The following is a 15,754-nucleotide window of genomic DNA, read 5'->3' on the forward strand; positions in this document are numbered from 1 at the left end:
CCGATGGATCCCCTCTCCACGCCTGCGGGGAGAGGGGAAAGCCGCGGACCCGGAAATGACCATCCGGAAACCGTGTAAGCTCCGGCTTCCGCCGTTGGATAGGAACTTGCGAGCCGGTTTCCGATGGATCTCGACACGATCACCGCCGTCCTGAAACCGGCGCGCCTCGACGAGTTGCCCCCCTGGCGCGAGGGCGATGCGTGGCTCGCGGGCGGGACATGGCTGTTCTCCGAGCCGCAGCCCGCCCTGGCCCGGCTGATCGACCTGTCGGCCCTCGGATGGCCGGCGGCCGAGATCTCCGAGGCGGGCCTTCGTCTGTCGGCCACCGGCACCATCGCCGAACTCGACCGGCTCGCTCTGCCGCGGGACTGGATCGCGGCTCCGCTCTTCGGGCAATGCTGCCGGGCGCTGCTCGGCTCGTTCAAGATCTGGAACCGCGCGAGCGTCGGCGGCAACCTCTGCATGGCCCTGCCCGCCGGCCCGATGATCGCGCTCACCGCAGCCCTCGACGGCACCTGCCTGGTGCGCCGGCCCGATGGTGACGAGCGGCGCCTGCCCGTCACGGCGTTCATCCTCGGGCCGCAGCGCACGGCGCTCGCCCCCGGCGAGATCCTGCGCGGCATCGACCTGCCCGCCGCCGCGCTGCGGCGGCGCACGGCCTTCCGCCGCATCGCCCTCTCGCCCGAAGGCCGCTCCGGGGCGCTGGTGATCGGGACGCGCGACCGGGCCGGCGCCTTCGCGCTGACCGTGACGGCCTCGACGCCGCGCCCGGTCCAGCTCCCTTTCGAAGTCCTGCCCACGGCGGCGGCCCTGCAGCAGGCGATCGCGGCGGCGATTCCCGAGGACGGCTGGTACGACGACGTCCATGGCGCGCCGGACTGGCGCCGGCACGTCACCGGGCGGCTCGCCGAAGAAATCCGGGAGGAACTCGCCCGATGAGGCTCACCGTCAACGGGCAGGTCCAGGAGGCCGCAGCCCGGCCCGGCCAATGCCTGCGCACGCTGCTGCGGGATCTCGGCTGGTTCGGGGTCAAGAAGGGCTGCGATGCGGGCGATTGCGGCGCCTGCACCGTCCATCTCGACGGCGAGCCGGTCCATTCCTGCCTCATGCCCGCCTTCCAGGCGGAGGGGCGCGGCGTCACCACGATCGAGGGGCTCGCCGGCCCCTGCGCGCCCGGTGACGCGGCGCCCGAACATCTCCACCCGATGCAGGAGGCGTTCTGCGCCGCGCAGGGCTTCCAGTGCGGCTTCTGCACGCCGGGCATGATCATGACGGCGGCCGCCCTCGACCAGGGCCAGCGGCAGGATCTCGGCACGGCGCTCAAGGGCAATCTCTGCCGCTGCACCGGCTACCGGGCGATCCGCGACGCCGTGGCCGGGATCGCCCATGCCGACGCTTCGCAGATGGCGGAGGGCGGCCCGGTCGGCCGCAGCCTGCCGGCTCCGGCGAGCCGCGCGCTCGTCTCCGGCCGGACCGCCTATACCTTCGACACTGCCGTGCCGGGTCTGCTGTACCTGAAGGTGCTGCGCGCGCCCCACGCCCATGCCCGCATCCGCAGCATCGACCGGGCGGCGGCGCTGGCCGTGCCCGGCGTGGTCGCGGTGCTCACCCACGAGGACGCGCCGCGCCGCCGCTTCTCGACCGGGCGGCACGAGAACCCTTTCGATGACGCCGCCGACACGGGCGTGCTCGATTCCGTGATCCGCTTCCACGGCCAGCGCGTCGCGGCGGTGGTCGCCGAGAGCGCCGCGGCGGCGGCCATGGGCGTGCGGGCGCTGCGGGTGGAATACGACGTGCGGCCCGCCGTGTTCGATCCGGAGGCGGCCCTGCACCCGGACGCGCCCCTCGTCCACGATCCCGCCGACCGCGACCCGCCGCGGCCCGGCGACGATGCGCCACCGCTCCTCGCGCACCCAAACCTCGCCGCCGAGGCGCACGGAGCGATCGGCGATGTCGAGGCAGGCTTCGGCCAAGCCGACCGGATCCACGAGGCGGAGTACGTCTCGCAGCGGGTGCAGCACGTGCATCTCGAAACGCACGGCGCGCTCGGCTGGCTCGACGCGGATGGGCGGCTGACCCTGCGCTCCTCGACGCAGGTGCCCTTCCTGACCCGCGACGCCCTGTGCCGCCTGTTCGATCTCGACAGGGACCGGGTGCGCGTGCTCTGCGGCCGGGTCGGCGGCGGCTTCGGCGGCAAGCAGGAGATGCTGACCGAGGATCTAGTGGCCCTCGCCGTGCTGCGGACCGGCCGCCCGGTCTCCTACGAGATGACCCGCGAGGAGAACTTTTGCGCGGCGACGACGCGCCATCCGATGCGGGTGCGGGTCAAGGTCGGCGCGCGGGCCGACGGGCGCCTCACCGCGCTTTCGCTGAAAGTGCTCTCGAACACCGGCGCCTACGGCAACCATGCCGGCGGCGTGCTGCACCACGGCTGCAACGAGAGCATTGCCGCCTATGCCTGCCCGAACAAGCGGGTGGAGGGCTACGCAGTCTATACCCATACCCTGCCGGCCGGGGCCTTTCGCGGGTACGGCCTGAGCCAGACGATCTTCGCCGTGGAATCGGCGCTGGACGAACTGGCCCGTGATCTCGGGATCGACCCGTTCGCGATGCGCCGCCTCAACGCGGTGCGGCCCGGCGACCCGATGGTATCGACGAGCCTGGAGCCGCACGACGTGATCTACGGCTCCTACGGGCTCGACCAGTGCCTCGACCTCGCGCAGGCCGCCCTGGCGGATGGCAGCGGCGAGGCGGCGCCGGGGCCGGGGCCGGACTGGCGCGTCGGCGAGGGTATGGCGATGGCGATGATCGATACGATCCCGCCGCGCGGCCACGTCGCCCATGCCCGCATCCGCCTCGAACCGGACGGGAGCTACGCCCTCGCGGTCGGCACCGCCGAGTTCGGCAACGGGACCAGCACCGTGCACGGGCAGATCGCCGCCGAGGTGCTCGGCACCACGCCCGAGCGCATCCGCCTGATCCAGGCCGACACCGACGCCGTCCGGCACGATACCGGCGCCTATGGCAGCACGGGCACCGTGGTCGCCGGACAGGCGAATTTCCGCGCGGCCTCGGCGCTCGCGGATCAGCTTCGCGCGGCCGCCGCCGAGCGGTCCGGCGTTGGTGCGGACGCGTGCCGCCTGACCCGCGACGGCGTCGCGACGCCCACCGGCCTCGTCCCCCTGACCACCCTCGCGCAAGGGGCCATCTTCGAAGCCGAGGGCGAGGCCGACGGGACGCCGCGCTCGGTCGCCTTCAACGTCCAGGCCTTTCGCGTGGCCGTCCATCCGCAGACCGGCGAGATCCGCATCCTCAAGAGCATTCAGGCGGCGGATGCCGGCCGGGTCATCAACCCGATGCAGTGCCGCGGGCAGATCGAGGGCGGGGTGGCGCAGGCGCTCGGCGCGGCCCTGCATGAAGACTATCGCTTCGACGAAACGGGCGCGGTCGTCACGCGGACCTTGCGCAACTACCACATCCCAGCGATGGCCGACGTGCCGGTGACCGAGGTTCTGTTCGCCGACACCCACGACACGGTCGGTCCACTGGGCGCGAAATCGATGAGCGAGGCGCCCTACAACCCCGTCGCCGCCGCCCTGGGCAACGCGATCCGCGACGCCACCGGCGTGCGGCTGACCGCGACGCCGTTCGCCCCCGACCGGATCTTCCGACAGGTCATGGCGGCGCAGGAAAACGAGGAACAGGAGACGGCGGACGCATGACGGCGGCACCGGCCCGGATGCGGGCGATCCGCGGACAGGCGGTGAGCCTGACCGGCAATCCGTTCCTGAGCGAGGGCTGCCTCCAGCACGTGGCCGACGCGCTGATCCTGATCGAGGACGGGCGCATCACCGCCTTCGGCGACTTCTCGGACCTGTCGGACCGGATCCCGGCGGGCGTGGCGGTAACCGTCTACGAGAACGCTCTGATCCTGCCCGGCCTGATCGACACCCACGTCCATTATCCGCAGCTGCAGATGATCGCCTCCTACGGCGAGCAACTGCTGGCCTGGCTCGAGAAGTACACCTTCCCCGCCGAGTTGCAGTTCGCGGATCAGGCCCATGCCGAGCGGGTGGCCAAGCTGTTCTTCCGCGAGATCCTGGGGGCGGGCACCACCACGGCGGTGGTCTATTGCACGGTCCATCCCGGTTCGGTCGAAGCGTTCTTCGCCGAATCGGCCCGCTTCAACACCCGGATGATCGCCGGCAAGGTCCTGATGGACCGCAACGCCCCGGCCGGGCTCCTCGACACGGCCCAGCGCGGCTACGACGAAAGCAAGGCCCTGATCGACCGCTGGCACGGGCGCGGGCGCCAGCATTACTGCGTGACCCCGCGCTTTGCCCCCTCCTGCACGCAAGCCCAACTCGACGCCGCCGGCGCGCTCATGCGGGAGCACGACGACCTCTTCCTCCAGACCCACCTGTGCGAGAACACCGACGAGATCGCCTGGGTGCGCGAGCTGTTCCCCGACCGGGCGAGCTACCTCGACGTTTACGTGCAGTCCGGCCTCGTCGGCCCGCGCACGGTGCTCGGCCACGCGATCCACCTGTCGGAGGAGGATTTCTGCACCTGCCACGCCAGCGGCGCGGCGATCGCCCATTGCCCGACCTCGAACGGCTTCCTCGGCAGCGGCCTGTTCCGGCTGTTCGACGCCCTCGATCCGCGCCGGCCGGTGCGGGTCGGGCTCGGCACCGATGTCGGCGCCGGCACGACTCTGTCGCTGCTCAAGACGCTCGGCGAATCCTACAAGGTCGCGGCGCTCCGCGGCACCCGGCTCGACGCGGTCCGGGCGTTCTGGCTCGCGACGCTGGGCGGTGCCGAGGCACTGCGGCTGGACGACCGGATCGGACGGATCGCACCGGGACACGATGCGGATCTCTGTGTCCTCGACCTCGCCGCGACCCCGCTCCTGGGTTTCCGCACCGGCACCTGCTCCAGCATCGAGGAGTTGCTGTTCGTGCTGATGACGCTCGGCGACCATCGCACGGTGCGCGCGACCTGGGTGGCGGGCGAGCCGGTCTACGACAACCGGCGCGCAGGCGACCCACTCGTCTATCCGGAGACGGCGGGGGCCTGAACCTCGTCGCCTGAACCTCTTCGCCGGTCAGGCCGCCCGCGCCGCCGCCTCGCGCTCCGCCTGCTCGACGAGGCGGCGGATCAGCCAGCGCCCGGCCGGCCCCGGGGGATGGTCGGTGCGGTAGATCACGGTGAGCGGCAGCCGGCGGCGCCGGACCTCGGGCAGGCTCAGCTCGACGAGGCGGCCGGCGGCGATGTCCGCCTCGACCATGTGCGCGGGCATGCTGCCCCAGCCGATCCCGGCGAGCAGCAGGGTGTGCTTGGTGCTCAGGTCCGACAGCCGCCACGTGCGGCTGGCGACCACGCCGAATTCCTGGTCCTGCGACAGCGGCGAGCGGTCGGTGATGACGAGCTGGACATGCTCGCGCGCCGCCCCCGGCACCCGTCCGTCCGCCCCGGCGAGGGGATGGTTCGTCGCGGCCACGGGCAGCATCTCGACCTCGCCCACGGAGATCAGTTCGAGCGGGTCGCTGTCGCGGGTCCACAATTCCACGGTGATCCCGAGATCGGCCCGGCCATCCGTGACGAATTGCTGAGCCGCCCCGAGCGCCTCGACATTGAGGCGCAGGGACACGGTCGGGAAGGCGGCCTGGAACGCGGTGAGCGCATCGACGAGCCGGGCGCCGGGCATCAGCACGCTCGACACGAAGCCGAGTTCGGCTTCGAGACCGCCGAGCAGGCCGCTGACCTTGGCCCGCAGCGCGTCGATGCCGTGGGCGACGGTGCGGGCCTCCGCCAGCACGGCCCGGCCGCCTTCGGTGAGCTGGGGCCGGCGCGTCGCCTCGCGGTCGAACAAGGACAGGCCGAGCTGAAGCTCAAGATTGGCGATCGTGTAGCTGACGACCGAGGTCGCGCGGTTCAGCCGGCGCCCGGCCGCGGCGAAGCTGCCGGTCTCCACCACGGTGAGGAAGACCCGGAGCTGGTCGAGTGTCGGCGTCCCCGGTCCCTGCATGCGCTCTGCCCCCAAACCGGCGTCCCGCCGCGGCGAGAACCCCGACAAGCAAGCGCGAAGCCGCGGCCGAAAACGACCGAAGCCGGCCCTTGAAAAAGGGCCGGCTTCGGGAGGCGCGAATTCGGGACCGGTCTTCCGCCAGGGTCTCCCGGCGGGCGGGCGCTTTGCCCGGGGCGCCCTTAGCGCGCGTGATGCGTCCGCCGCACCGAGCCGGTGGTCAGGTCGGCGCCCGCCGGCAGGGTTCCGTAGCGGGTGTCGCGGGCCGTGGGGCGCTGCACGGCGCCGACGTCGTCGGCGAGGCCGCCCGGGGCGGTGACGGCGGGGATGCCGGCCGGGGCATTGTAGCTCTGGGCCGAGGCGGCGGTGGTGAGGGCAAGGGCGAGAACGGAAGCGGTGAGGATGCGGGTCATGGGATACTCCATCGGTGGGTGGCGGGCGGTTCGTCCGTCATCTGATGGAGTGAAGATGGACCTGCGCGAGCTTTCCGAAAACTGGAATAAGCTCGAACGAAACGTTCGAGAAAGTTGAAAAGCTGGAGGTGAGTCTTCGGGCCCTGCGAGGCCGGCCCCGTTCGAAACCGGGCGATTGGGCCAAGGAAAAGGGCCGGCCGCGTCGATGCGCAGCCGGCCCTTGGGACCGTCGAAACAGAGGTCGTCAGACCGTCCGGATGGGTCAGCGCCCCTGGACGGTGCGGGCGCCCCGCACGGTGGAGCCGGTGGTGTAGACGCCATCGACGGACACGGTGCCGTGGCGGCCGTCACGATCCAGGTAGCGCTCGACGTTGCCCGGACCGGCGATGCCGACGAGGCCACCCGGGGCGGTGACGGCGGGGATGCCGGCCGGGGCGTTGTAGCTCTGGGCCGAGGCGGCGGTGGTGAGGGCGAGGCCGAGGATCGCGCCTGCTGCAATGCGTGAGATCATGTCGTCAATCTCCGAGACTGGGTTCGGCGTCGCGATCAGACCAACCGACGCCGCATGTCCCAGAAACTGAGCATCTATGCCTCGCAAAACAACATGATCTGCTTTGGTCCTGTGCACATAGATACGGCACAGCCAAGACGAGGGCTTGGAGCGCTTCGGCGCCCAAACCTGAAAACACCAACCCTCACTTAGCGTTAGCCCAAAATTGCAGATTTTTTTGACAGGGCCGGGGTTCTGGCATGCCTCTTTCGCGGCGCGTGCTGTTGCGCACCCATCCCCCCGTCCCGCGCCCGGCTACCAGGGGGCGGCCTCGCCCGTTAGGGCCTCGTAGGGCGGCAGCCGCGCCGCGACGGGCCGGCCCGCGACCACGATGATTCGGTCCGCATGCGGTCGCGCGACGACCTCGTTGAGACTGCGCGCGGGCAGCAGCATCAGGTCGGCAGGGGCGCCCTCGCGGATCGTGCCGGCATGGGGGAGCCCCATCATCGCCCCCGGCACCGGCCCGGCGAGCGCGGGCGCGCCGGCCAGCGGATGATCGAGATGGAGGATGCGCACCGCCGCCCGGAACGTATCGAGCATGTCGTGGTCGCCGTAGGCGTAGAAGGCGTCGCGGCAATTGTCGCCCGCGACCATCACGGGCACGCCGGCCGCCATCAGTTCCTGGACCGGGGCGACGCCGCGCCAGCGCGGGGTGCGCCCCCGCTGCCGGTCCTGAAGGTACATGTTGACGGTCGGCAGCGTGACGATGCGGATTCCCGCCTGCGCGACCCGCGCGATCGTGGCCGAAGCCTGCGCCTCGGGCTGGAGCGCGAGGCTGCAGCAATGCCCGCAGGTGACGCGGCCCTCGTAGCCGTGGCGCAGGGTCGCCCGCGCGACCGCGTCGAGGGAGGCCGCCGCGGGATCGCCGGTCTCATCGACATGGAGGTCCACATCGAGGTTGCGCGCGCGGGCGAGGCCGAACAGGCGGTCGAGCAGGGCGTCGATCTCGGCCAGCGCCCCGCCATGCAGGCCGCCGGTCGGCCGGGTCACGCCGCCGATCAGCCCGTCCGAATCGGCGATCAGGTCGGCGAGGCGGCGCCCGTAATCGGTGGCGTAGGCATCGATCGGGGTCAGGCCGACGCCCTGGAGCGCGATCCGCCCGGCCCAGGCCGCCCGCATCTCCCGGAACACCGCCCAGGTCGTCGCGGGCCTGGTCGCGCGGCGCGCCCTCCCCGCTCTCCTGACTGTCGAGATGCGTGCGGATCGCGCCCGTGCCGTGCGCGAAGGCGCAGGCGAGGCCGAAGGTCATGCGGCGGCGCAGATCCTCCGCGTCCCAGTGGCGGGTGCGGTCCACCGTCGTGGCGTCGCGGGCTCCGGGAAAGTCGCCGGCCGGATTGGGCGTGCGGGCGACGGTGTGGCCCTTGTCGAGATGGGTGTGGGCATCGACGAGGCGCGGCCAGACCTGCCGCCCGGCGAGATCCGCGGCGGGCAGCGTATCCGGCAAGGTGTCCGGCGTCCCCCCGGCCGGCAGGAGACCGGCGACGACGCCGTCCGCAACGACGATGTCGAGGAGCGCGCAGCCATCCCCGTCGAGGATCGCGCCGGCCGGTACGCCGCCCGTTAGGAAGGCTCCGGGCACGCGCGCGTTGCGCAGGCGGTAGGCGCGGGCCTCGGGCAGGAACGGCGGCTCGGACATGGTTCAACCTTTCGCGGAAAGCGCGGTCGGCAAGGGGGAAAGGGATGGCGGGAAAGGGATGGCGGGAAAGGGACGGCTTGCGCCGGATGGGATCAGTCCGGAACGCTCTGGCGCTCGAACTCGGCCTGGATCCGGGCCGCAAGGAGGTGGGCGGGCCCGTCGAGCGCGGAGCGGGCGCGCTGCATCAGCGACGCCCGCTGGATGATCGCGCTGGCATCGGAGATCGGCGTGAAGGCCAGCACGCCGCGGCGGATCTCCTCACCGACATCCGAGAGGTTGACGAAGGTGATGTGCGGGGCCGTCTGGGCGAGGCGCTTCATCAGCTCGATCGAGTTCGTCTCGACCACGGGCGTGAAGCTCGTGCCCTCGGGCACGAGCAGTTCGAGCACGTCGCGCAGGGTCATCGAGCGGTCGGCGACGACGAGGGGATATTCGAGGCAATCGGCCATGCGCACCTGATAGCGGCCGTTGAGGGGATGGTCGGGCGCCATCACCGCACCGAGACGGTGCTCGAACTCGGCGATGCAGCGCATGCGCGGATCGGGCGGGAGCCGGTAGGCCAAGGCGAGGTCGGCCTCGCCGGCGAGCAGAGCGGCGGCGATCTGATCGACCGGCAGGACCAGAACCTTGACGACGATGCGGGGATGGGTCTCGCGGAAGGTGCGGATCACCCCCGGCAGCACTCCGGCGGCGATGCTGGCCATCGTCGCCACCGTCACCTCGCCGCGGGTCAGGCCCTTGAGCGAGGCGACCTGCGCCAGCATGCGCTCGTGGCCGTTCAGCGTGTCGCGCACGTGCCGCACCAGCACCTCGCCCGCCGCGGTGAGGCGCAGGCCCCGCGGCAGCCGTTCGAACAGCGGCGTGCCCATCTCCTCCTCCAGCGAGAGGATCTGACGGTTGACGGCACTCGACGCGACGTTGAGGCGCGTCGCCGCCCGGCGGATCGAGCCGCTGCGGGCCACCTCGTCGAGGTAGCCCAGCAGGCGATGATGCAGCATGGGGTGCGGCCTCCGCCCGCGTCCCGTCGCGCACCCTCGGCGCAACGCGTCGGCGGCATTCTGCAGGGAGCTTGCCAACTCCCCTCGTCCAGGCGAGCGCGGACCGCGCCTCGGGCAGGCCGCGATGCGGCGGCGCCGAACGCTTCACCAAGCGCACAGCCATGCGGCAGCGTGCGAATTCTGCGAGCGCTGCGCGCGGAAAACGATGCTTTTCCTGCAGCACTGCTTCCGCTTCCCTGGTGTCGGGCAGCCTGGGCAGGTCCGACGCGGCACGGTCCATGCGTCGAGAGACCGATCCCGGGCAACGCGGCGGGGGACCATCACCGATGCGGTCGATCCGATTCGATACGGGGGCCTCCGCCCTCCTGGCGGTCACCTTGGGGCTGGCGATGGCCGGGCCCGCACAGGCGGCGGACAAGGTCGTCTTCCTGACGAGCTGGTACGCCCAGGCCGAGCACGGCGGCTTCTATCAGGCCAAGGCCACCGGCCTCTACGAGAAGGCCGGGCTCGACGTCGAGATCCGCATGGGCGGGCCGCAGGTCAACGGCCTGCAGCTCCTGCTCGCGGGCGAGGCCGACGCGATCATGGGCTACGACCTCCAGGTGCTTCAGGCGGTCGAGAAGGGCCTGCCCGTAGTCACCGTGGCGGCCTCGTTCCAGTACGACCTCCAGGGGATGATGACCCACGACGACGTGACGTCGCTGGCGGGCATCAAGGACAGGGCGATCCTCGTCTCCTCGGCCGGCATGACGGCGTGGTGGCCCTGGCTGAAGAAGAAATACGCGCTCTCGGACGCCCAGGTACGGGCCTATACCTTCAACCTGCAGCCCTTCTTCGCCGACAAGAACGTCGTGCAGCAGGCCTATCCTTCCTCGGAGCCGTTCCAGGCGCAGGAGAAGGGCGTTCCGGTCAACTTCCATCTCTTCGCCAAGGACGGGTATCCGCCCTACGGCACCACGATCGTGACGACGCGCAAGCTGGCCGAGGGCAAGCCGGAGGCGATGCGCCGGTTCGTGGCCGCCTCCATGGAAGGCTGGAAGAGCTACATGGAGAACCCGGCTCCCGCCAATGTGCTGATCAAGGCGGCCAACCCGAAGATGAGCGACGGCCAGATCGCCTTCGGCATCACCTGGCTGAAGGCGCTCAAGGTGCTGGGCGGCGAGGAGAACGTCCCCATCGGCACCATGACGGAGGCCCGCTGGAAGGCATCCTACGACTACCTCGTCGAGGCGGGGCTGCTCAAAGCCTCCACGGACTGGAAACGGGCCTTCAGCCTCGATTTCATGCCTGTCCTCTCGGCAAAAGCCGAGTGAGCCGCGCGATGGCGGCATTCGCTCAAGCCAACCCATCGGCCAACCCTTCGGCCAGCCCGCTTCCGGCCTGTCCGCGCGCGGCGCCGGCCGAGGCGGCCGCGCCGGCCCCGGAGCGGCTGACACGGCCCGCCGCCAACGCGGCGCCGGCCATCGAGATCCTCTCGGCCGAGAAGGTGTTCGCCGATGGCACCCGCGGGCTCGCCCCGGTCGACCTGACGGTGCGCGAGGGCGAGTTCCTGTCGCTGATCGGCCCGTCCGGCTGCGGCAAGAGCACCCTGCTCTCGCTCGTGGCCAATCTCAGCGAGCCCAGCGACGGGCGCCTGCTGTGGTGGCGCGGCGGCTTCAACGGGGTCGGCGCGGAGGGCCGGCGGATGTCGGTGGTGTTCCAGGACGCCACGCTGATGCCGTGGCTGCGCATCGCCGCCAACGTGCGCCTGCCGCTCGACCTCGCGGGCGTGAAGAAAGCGGAGGCCGCCCCGCGGGTCCAGGCCGCGCTCGATCTGGTCGGCCTCGGCGAGAAGGGTCGGAGCTATCCACGCCAGCTCTCCGGCGGCATGCGCATGCGCGCGGCCATCGCCCGCGGTCTCGTCACCGAGCCGAACCTCCTGCTGATGGACGAGCCGTTCGGCGCGCTGGACGAGTTCACCCGCAACAAGCTCGACGCCGACCTCGTGGACCTCTGGTGGCGGCGCTCGCTCACCGTGCTGTTCGTGACCCACTCGATCTACGAGGCGGTGTTTCTGTCCACCCGCATCGTCGTGATGGCGGCGCGTCCGGGGCGCATCTTCTCAGAACTCACCATCGACGAGCCGCATCCCCGCGGCGAGGCCTTCCGGCGCTCTCCGCGCTTCGCCGAATACTGCCAGCGTCTCTCGGCGCTGCTGACCGAGGCGTCGCTGGCGAGCGACCCGGCCATCGCGGAGGCGCGGGCATGAGAAGGCCGCTGATTCAGGATCCCCGCGTCCAGGCGGCGCTGCCGCCCCTCCTCGTCGGGATTGCGGTGCTGAGCCTGTGGGAGGCCGCCTGCCGCGGCTTCGCGGTTCCGGAATACCTGTTCCCCGCCCCTTCCGTGATCGCCGCCTCCCTCGTCCAGAACGGGCCGGACCTGCTGCGGGCCCTGTGGAGCACGATGCGGGTGACACTGATCGCCTTCGCGCTCTCGACCGTGCTCGGCACCCTCGTCGCCTTCCTGTTCGTGCAGAGCCGCTTCATCGAGCGCGGCTTCTTCCCCTATGCGGTGATGCTTCAGGTGACGCCCGTGGTGGCGGTGGCCCCGCTCATCATCATCCTCGTGCGCGACACGCAGGTCGCGCTCGTCATCTGCGCCACCATCATCGCGATCTTCCCCATGATCTCGAACACCACGGTCGGCCTGCGCAGCGTCGATCCGGGGCTCGTCAACCTGATGCGGGTCTACCGCGCAAGCCGCCTGCAGACGCTGCTGCGCCTGCGCATCCCGAGCGCGCTCGGCTACTTCTTCGCGGGCCTGCGCATCTCCTCCGGCCTCGCCTTGATCGGCGCGGTGGTGGCGGAGTTCGTGGCCGGCACCGGGGGCCGCAGCGCCGGCCTCGCCTACGAGATCCTCCAGGCCGGCTTCCAGCTCGACATCCCGCGGATGTTCGCCGCGCTCTCGCTGATCACCGCCGCCGGCATCCTGCTGTTCCTCGCCATGAGCGGCCTGAGCCGCCTCGCGCTCGGCTCCTGGGGCGATCCCGAACGCCCCTGAACCACCGCACGTCCCTCGACACCATGCCGGAGGGCTTCACGCCGGGCATCACCACGGAGAGCGTCCATGCTGACGACCCGCCAGAAGCTGTGGCGCCACTACTGGTACGCGACCTTGCGCCTGTCCGACCTCGCGGACGGCCCTAAGCCCTTCACCCTGATGGGCGAGCGGATCGTGCTGTTTCTCGACGGCGAGGGCCAGCCCGCCGCGATGATGGACCGCTGCTGCCACCGCACCGCCCGGCTCTCCAAGGGCTGGTGCGAGGACGGCCTGATCGTGTGCGGCTATCACGGCTGGGCCTATGACCGGCACGGTGCGCTCGCCCGCATCCCGCAATTCAGCCCGGAGCAGGTCGTGCCGCGGCTCGCGGTGAAGAGCTACCACTGCACCGCGAAGTACGGCTACGCCTGGGTCTGCCTGGAGGAGCCCTACGCGGCGATCCCCGAGATCCCCGAGGACACGATGCCCGGCTACCGGCGCATCCAGCAATTCCACGACGTGTGGAAGACCTCGCCCCTGCGGCTGATGGAGAACTCGTTCGACAACGCGCACTTCGCCTTCGTGCACCAGAACACGTTCGGGCAGATCAGCCAGCCGATCCCGGAAAAGTACGAGATCACCGAGACCGAGTACGGCTTCGAGGCGGAGACGATCATCACCATCGCCAACCCGCCGATGGCCCACCGCATCAGCGGCACCACCGAGCCGACCACCAAGCGCCACATGCGCAACAAGTGGTTCATGCCGTTCTGCCGCCGGCTCGACATCGAATACCCGTCGGGCTTGCGGCACATCATCTTCAACTCGGCGACGCCGATCGACGACGGCACGATCCGGCTCGCGCAGATCCTCTACCGCAACGACCGCGAGGAGGATTGCTCGACGGAAGCGCTGATCGCCTGGGATGCGGTGATCGTCGAGGAGGACCGCGACATCCTCGAATCGACCGATCCGGACGCCACGGTCGATATGGGCCGCAAGGTCGAGAGCCACATGCCCTCCGACCGCCCCGGCATGATCATGCGCCGCCGCCTGCTGGCCGCACTGCACGCCCATGGCGAGGAGGAGGTGTCCGAGGCAACGCCGGCGGTCTCCGTGCCGATGGCGCCGACGCTGATGCCGCACGAGAGGGTCGCGTGATGGTCCGTTTGGCCGCTCTCCTCGCGACGCTGGCCGCCCTCGCGGCGTCACCGGCGCTCGCCCTGGACAAGGTCTCGTTCGGCCTCAACTGGGTGCCGGAGGCCGAGCATTGCGGGTTCTTCCAGGCCAAGGCGACGGGCCTCTACGAGCAGGCCGGGCTCGATGTCGAGCTGAGACCCGGCAATCCCAACGTCAACATGCCGCTGCTCGTCGCCTCGGGCGAACTCGACATGGGCATGGGGTCGAGCTTCACCACGCTCAACCTCGTCGCCAAGGGCATCAAGGCGCGCACCGTGGCGGCCTTCTTCCAGAAGGACCCGCAGACGCTGGGTGGCCCATGCCGGCCAGGGGGTCGCCCGGCTGGAGGACCTGAAGGGTCGGCCGATCATGGTCGGCGGCTTCTCGCGCAACGAGTTCTGGCAGTTCCTCAAGGCGCGCTACGGCTTCACCGACGACCAGCTCAGGCCGTTCGCCTATTCCGCGGCCCCCTTCCTCGCCGACAAGCGGGCGGTGCAGCAGGGCTACATCACCGAGGACGCGGCCCTGCTCGGCAAGGCGCTGCCCGAACCGCCGGTCTCGATCCTGCTGGCCGATTACGGCTACGACAACTACGCCACCTCGATCTTCGCCACCGAGGCCTTCATCGCCGCCAAGCCGAAGCTCGTCCGGGCCTTCGTCGAGGCCAGCCGAAAGGGCTGGGAGGCTTGCATGGCCGGCGATTACGAGCCCGCCATGCGGGCGGTGCTCGCCCTGGTTCCGACCGGCGGCGAAGACCTGTTCCGCTTCAAGATGGATCAGATGAAGCGGCGCGGCCTCGTCGAGGGCGGCGACGCGGCCCGGCTCGGCCTCGGCGCCATGACGGATGCGCGCTGGCGCTCGTTCTTCGACGTCATGACCCAGGCCGGCCTCTACCCGGCCTCGCTCGACGTCCGCCAAGCCTACACGCTCGACTTCCTCGCCCAACCCTGACGGAGCGCATCCATGCGACAGGCGGATCTTCCGATCGTCGATATAGCCCCGTTCATCCACGGCAACGCCGCCGCGCGGGCGGGGGTCGGGCGCGCCTTCGGGCATGCCTTCGAGACGACGGGTTTCGCCGTCGTCGTCGGCCACGGCATTCCCGGGCGTCTGGCGAACGACGTCTACGACGCGATGAAGCGCTACTTCGCGCAGCCGCTCGCGGTGAAGAGCCGCGACGCTGCGCCGGAGAAGACCAAGGGCCGCGGCTACCTGCCGGTCGGCATCGAGAGCGTGGCACGGACGCTTCAGGGGGAGACGCCGCCCGACCTGTGCGAGGCGCTGGTCTTCAACGCGCCTCATCGCGAGGGGCCCTCGGCGCGCCCCAACATCTGGCCCGCCGAGCCGCCGGAACTGCGCGGCCTCGTCGAGGCGTGGCGCGACGCGATCCTGCGGCTCACCGGGCAGCTCACCGAATTGTCGGCGCTGGCGCTCGACCTGCCGCAAGACTACTTCGCGCCCTGGTTCGCGGATCCGGCGCTGACGCTGCGCTTCGTCCACTATCCCGATCAGGCCGAGCCGCCGATGCCGGGGCAACTCCGCTACGGCGCCCATCACGATTACGGCGGCCTGACGATCCTGCGGCAGGACACGGCGCCCGGCGGCCTCCAGCTCGCCGATCGCGACGGCAACTGGTTCGAGGCCGGGGTGGTGCCGGATTCCTTCGTCATCAATGTCGGCGACCTCCTGGCCCGCTGGACCAACGAGCGCTGGCGCTCGACCCTGCACCGGGTGTCGAACCCCGACCGCGCGCTGACCGGCTCCTCCGCCCGCCTGTCGATGGTCGCCTTCACCGCGCCGAACGAGCTGTCCGAGGTCGCCTGCCTGCCGAGCTGCTGTGATGCGGCCAACCCGCCGCGCTACGAGCCGGTGAAGGCCGGCGCCTACATCCTGTCGAAGCTCCAAGCTTCGATGGACCTGACGGCCCGGGCCTGA

General features: G+C 70.8%; 13 protein-coding genes and 2 pseudogenes. 10 read left to right on the plus strand and 5 right to left on the minus strand.

Going from position 1 to position 15,754, the window contains the following annotated elements; genetic code table 11:
* Positions 1 to 123: 123 nt before the first annotated feature.
* The 3 genes from M2437_RS24370 to guaD are packed head-to-tail and all read left to right on the plus strand — an operon-like array spanning position 124 to position 5,077.
* Positions 124 to 939, plus strand: a complete 816-nt coding sequence (locus tag M2437_RS24370; RefSeq protein WP_253388917.1) for an FAD binding domain-containing protein — start codon at positions 124 to 126, stop codon at positions 937 to 939.
* Positions 936 to 3,722, plus strand: a complete 2,787-nt coding sequence (locus M2437_RS24375) for a molybdopterin-dependent oxidoreductase (protein WP_253388918.1) — start codon at positions 936 to 938, stop codon at positions 3,720 to 3,722. The genes M2437_RS24370 and M2437_RS24375 overlap by 4 nt, the downstream gene beginning before the upstream one ends.
* Entirely contained in the window at positions 3,719 to 5,077 is a 1,359-nt protein-coding gene (gene guaD, locus M2437_RS24380) for a guanine deaminase (RefSeq protein WP_012253306.1), read from the plus strand. The genes M2437_RS24375 and guaD overlap by 4 nt, the downstream gene beginning before the upstream one ends.
* A gap of 27 nt (positions 5,078 to 5,104) precedes the next feature.
* Here guaD and M2437_RS24385 read toward each other — a convergent pair whose 3' ends face one another.
* The 5 genes and pseudogenes from M2437_RS24385 to M2437_RS24405 all read right to left on the minus strand — a co-directional run bounded on the left by M2437_RS24385 (position 5,105) and on the right by M2437_RS24405 (position 9,622).
* Positions 5,105 to 6,028 (minus strand): LysR family transcriptional regulator, encoded by a 924-nt coding sequence (locus M2437_RS24385; protein ID WP_253388919.1) that lies wholly within the window; start codon positions 6,026 to 6,028, stop codon positions 5,105 to 5,107.
* 179 nt (positions 6,029 to 6,207) lie between these two features.
* Positions 6,208 to 6,438 (minus strand): hypothetical protein, encoded by a 231-nt coding sequence (locus tag M2437_RS24390; RefSeq protein WP_253388920.1) that lies wholly within the window; start codon positions 6,436 to 6,438, stop codon positions 6,208 to 6,210.
* A 262-nt stretch (positions 6,439 to 6,700) separates the two neighbouring features.
* Positions 6,701 to 6,949: a hypothetical protein gene (locus M2437_RS24395; protein ID WP_012253303.1), complete on the minus strand. Its 249-nt coding sequence runs from the start codon at positions 6,947 to 6,949 to the stop codon at positions 6,701 to 6,703.
* Positions 6,950 to 7,243: 294 nt separating this feature from the next.
* Positions 7,244 to 8,624: pseudogene (locus M2437_RS24400) on the minus strand (cytosine deaminase).
* A 92-nt stretch (positions 8,625 to 8,716) separates the two neighbouring features.
* Positions 8,717 to 9,622: a LysR family transcriptional regulator gene (locus M2437_RS24405; RefSeq protein WP_003603478.1), complete on the minus strand. Its 906-nt coding sequence runs from the start codon at positions 9,620 to 9,622 to the stop codon at positions 8,717 to 8,719.
* Between the two features lie 326 nt (positions 9,623 to 9,948).
* Here M2437_RS24405 and M2437_RS24410 point away from each other — a divergent pair, with 326 nt between their 5' ends.
* The 7 genes and pseudogenes from M2437_RS24410 to M2437_RS24440 all read left to right on the plus strand — a co-directional run bounded on the left by M2437_RS24410 (position 9,949) and on the right by M2437_RS24440 (position 15,754).
* The gene (locus tag M2437_RS24410) at positions 9,949 to 10,935 is read left to right on the plus strand and encodes an ABC transporter substrate-binding protein (protein ID WP_253388922.1); all 987 of its coding nucleotides are present in this window, start codon (positions 9,949 to 9,951) and stop codon (positions 10,933 to 10,935) included.
* Positions 10,936 to 10,943: 8 nt separating this feature from the next.
* Positions 10,944 to 11,870 carry an ABC transporter ATP-binding protein gene (locus M2437_RS24415; protein WP_253388923.1) on the plus strand — a complete coding sequence of 309 codons (927 nt, stop codon included), beginning with the start codon at positions 10,944 to 10,946 and terminating at the stop codon, positions 11,868 to 11,870.
* Positions 11,867 to 12,661 carry an ABC transporter permease gene (locus M2437_RS24420; protein WP_056111480.1) on the plus strand — a complete coding sequence of 265 codons (795 nt, stop codon included), beginning with the start codon at positions 11,867 to 11,869 and terminating at the stop codon, positions 12,659 to 12,661. Before M2437_RS24415 ends, M2437_RS24420 begins: the two co-directional genes overlap by 4 nt.
* A 66-nt stretch (positions 12,662 to 12,727) precedes the next feature.
* On the plus strand, positions 12,728 to 13,801 hold the full coding sequence (locus M2437_RS24425; protein ID WP_253388924.1) for an aromatic ring-hydroxylating dioxygenase subunit alpha: 1,074 nt from the start codon (positions 12,728 to 12,730) through the stop codon (positions 13,799 to 13,801).
* Positions 13,801 to 14,064, plus strand: a pseudogene (locus M2437_RS24430) (ABC transporter substrate-binding protein); the annotation flags it as partial. The gene M2437_RS24425 and the pseudogene M2437_RS24430, both read left to right, overlap by 1 nt.
* 67 nt (positions 14,065 to 14,131) lie before the next feature.
* Entirely contained in the window at positions 14,132 to 14,770 is a 639-nt protein-coding gene (locus M2437_RS24435) for an ABC transporter substrate-binding protein (RefSeq protein WP_499007109.1), read from the plus strand.
* A gap of 12 nt (positions 14,771 to 14,782) precedes the next feature.
* The gene (locus M2437_RS24440; RefSeq protein ID WP_253388926.1) at positions 14,783 to 15,754 is read left to right on the plus strand and encodes an isopenicillin N synthase family dioxygenase; all 972 of its coding nucleotides are present in this window, start codon (positions 14,783 to 14,785) and stop codon (positions 15,752 to 15,754) included.

Origin of the sequence: Methylorubrum pseudosasae, assembly GCF_029504475.1 — a bacterium.
GTDB lineage: Bacteria > Pseudomonadota > Alphaproteobacteria > Rhizobiales > Beijerinckiaceae > Methylobacterium > Methylobacterium extorquens.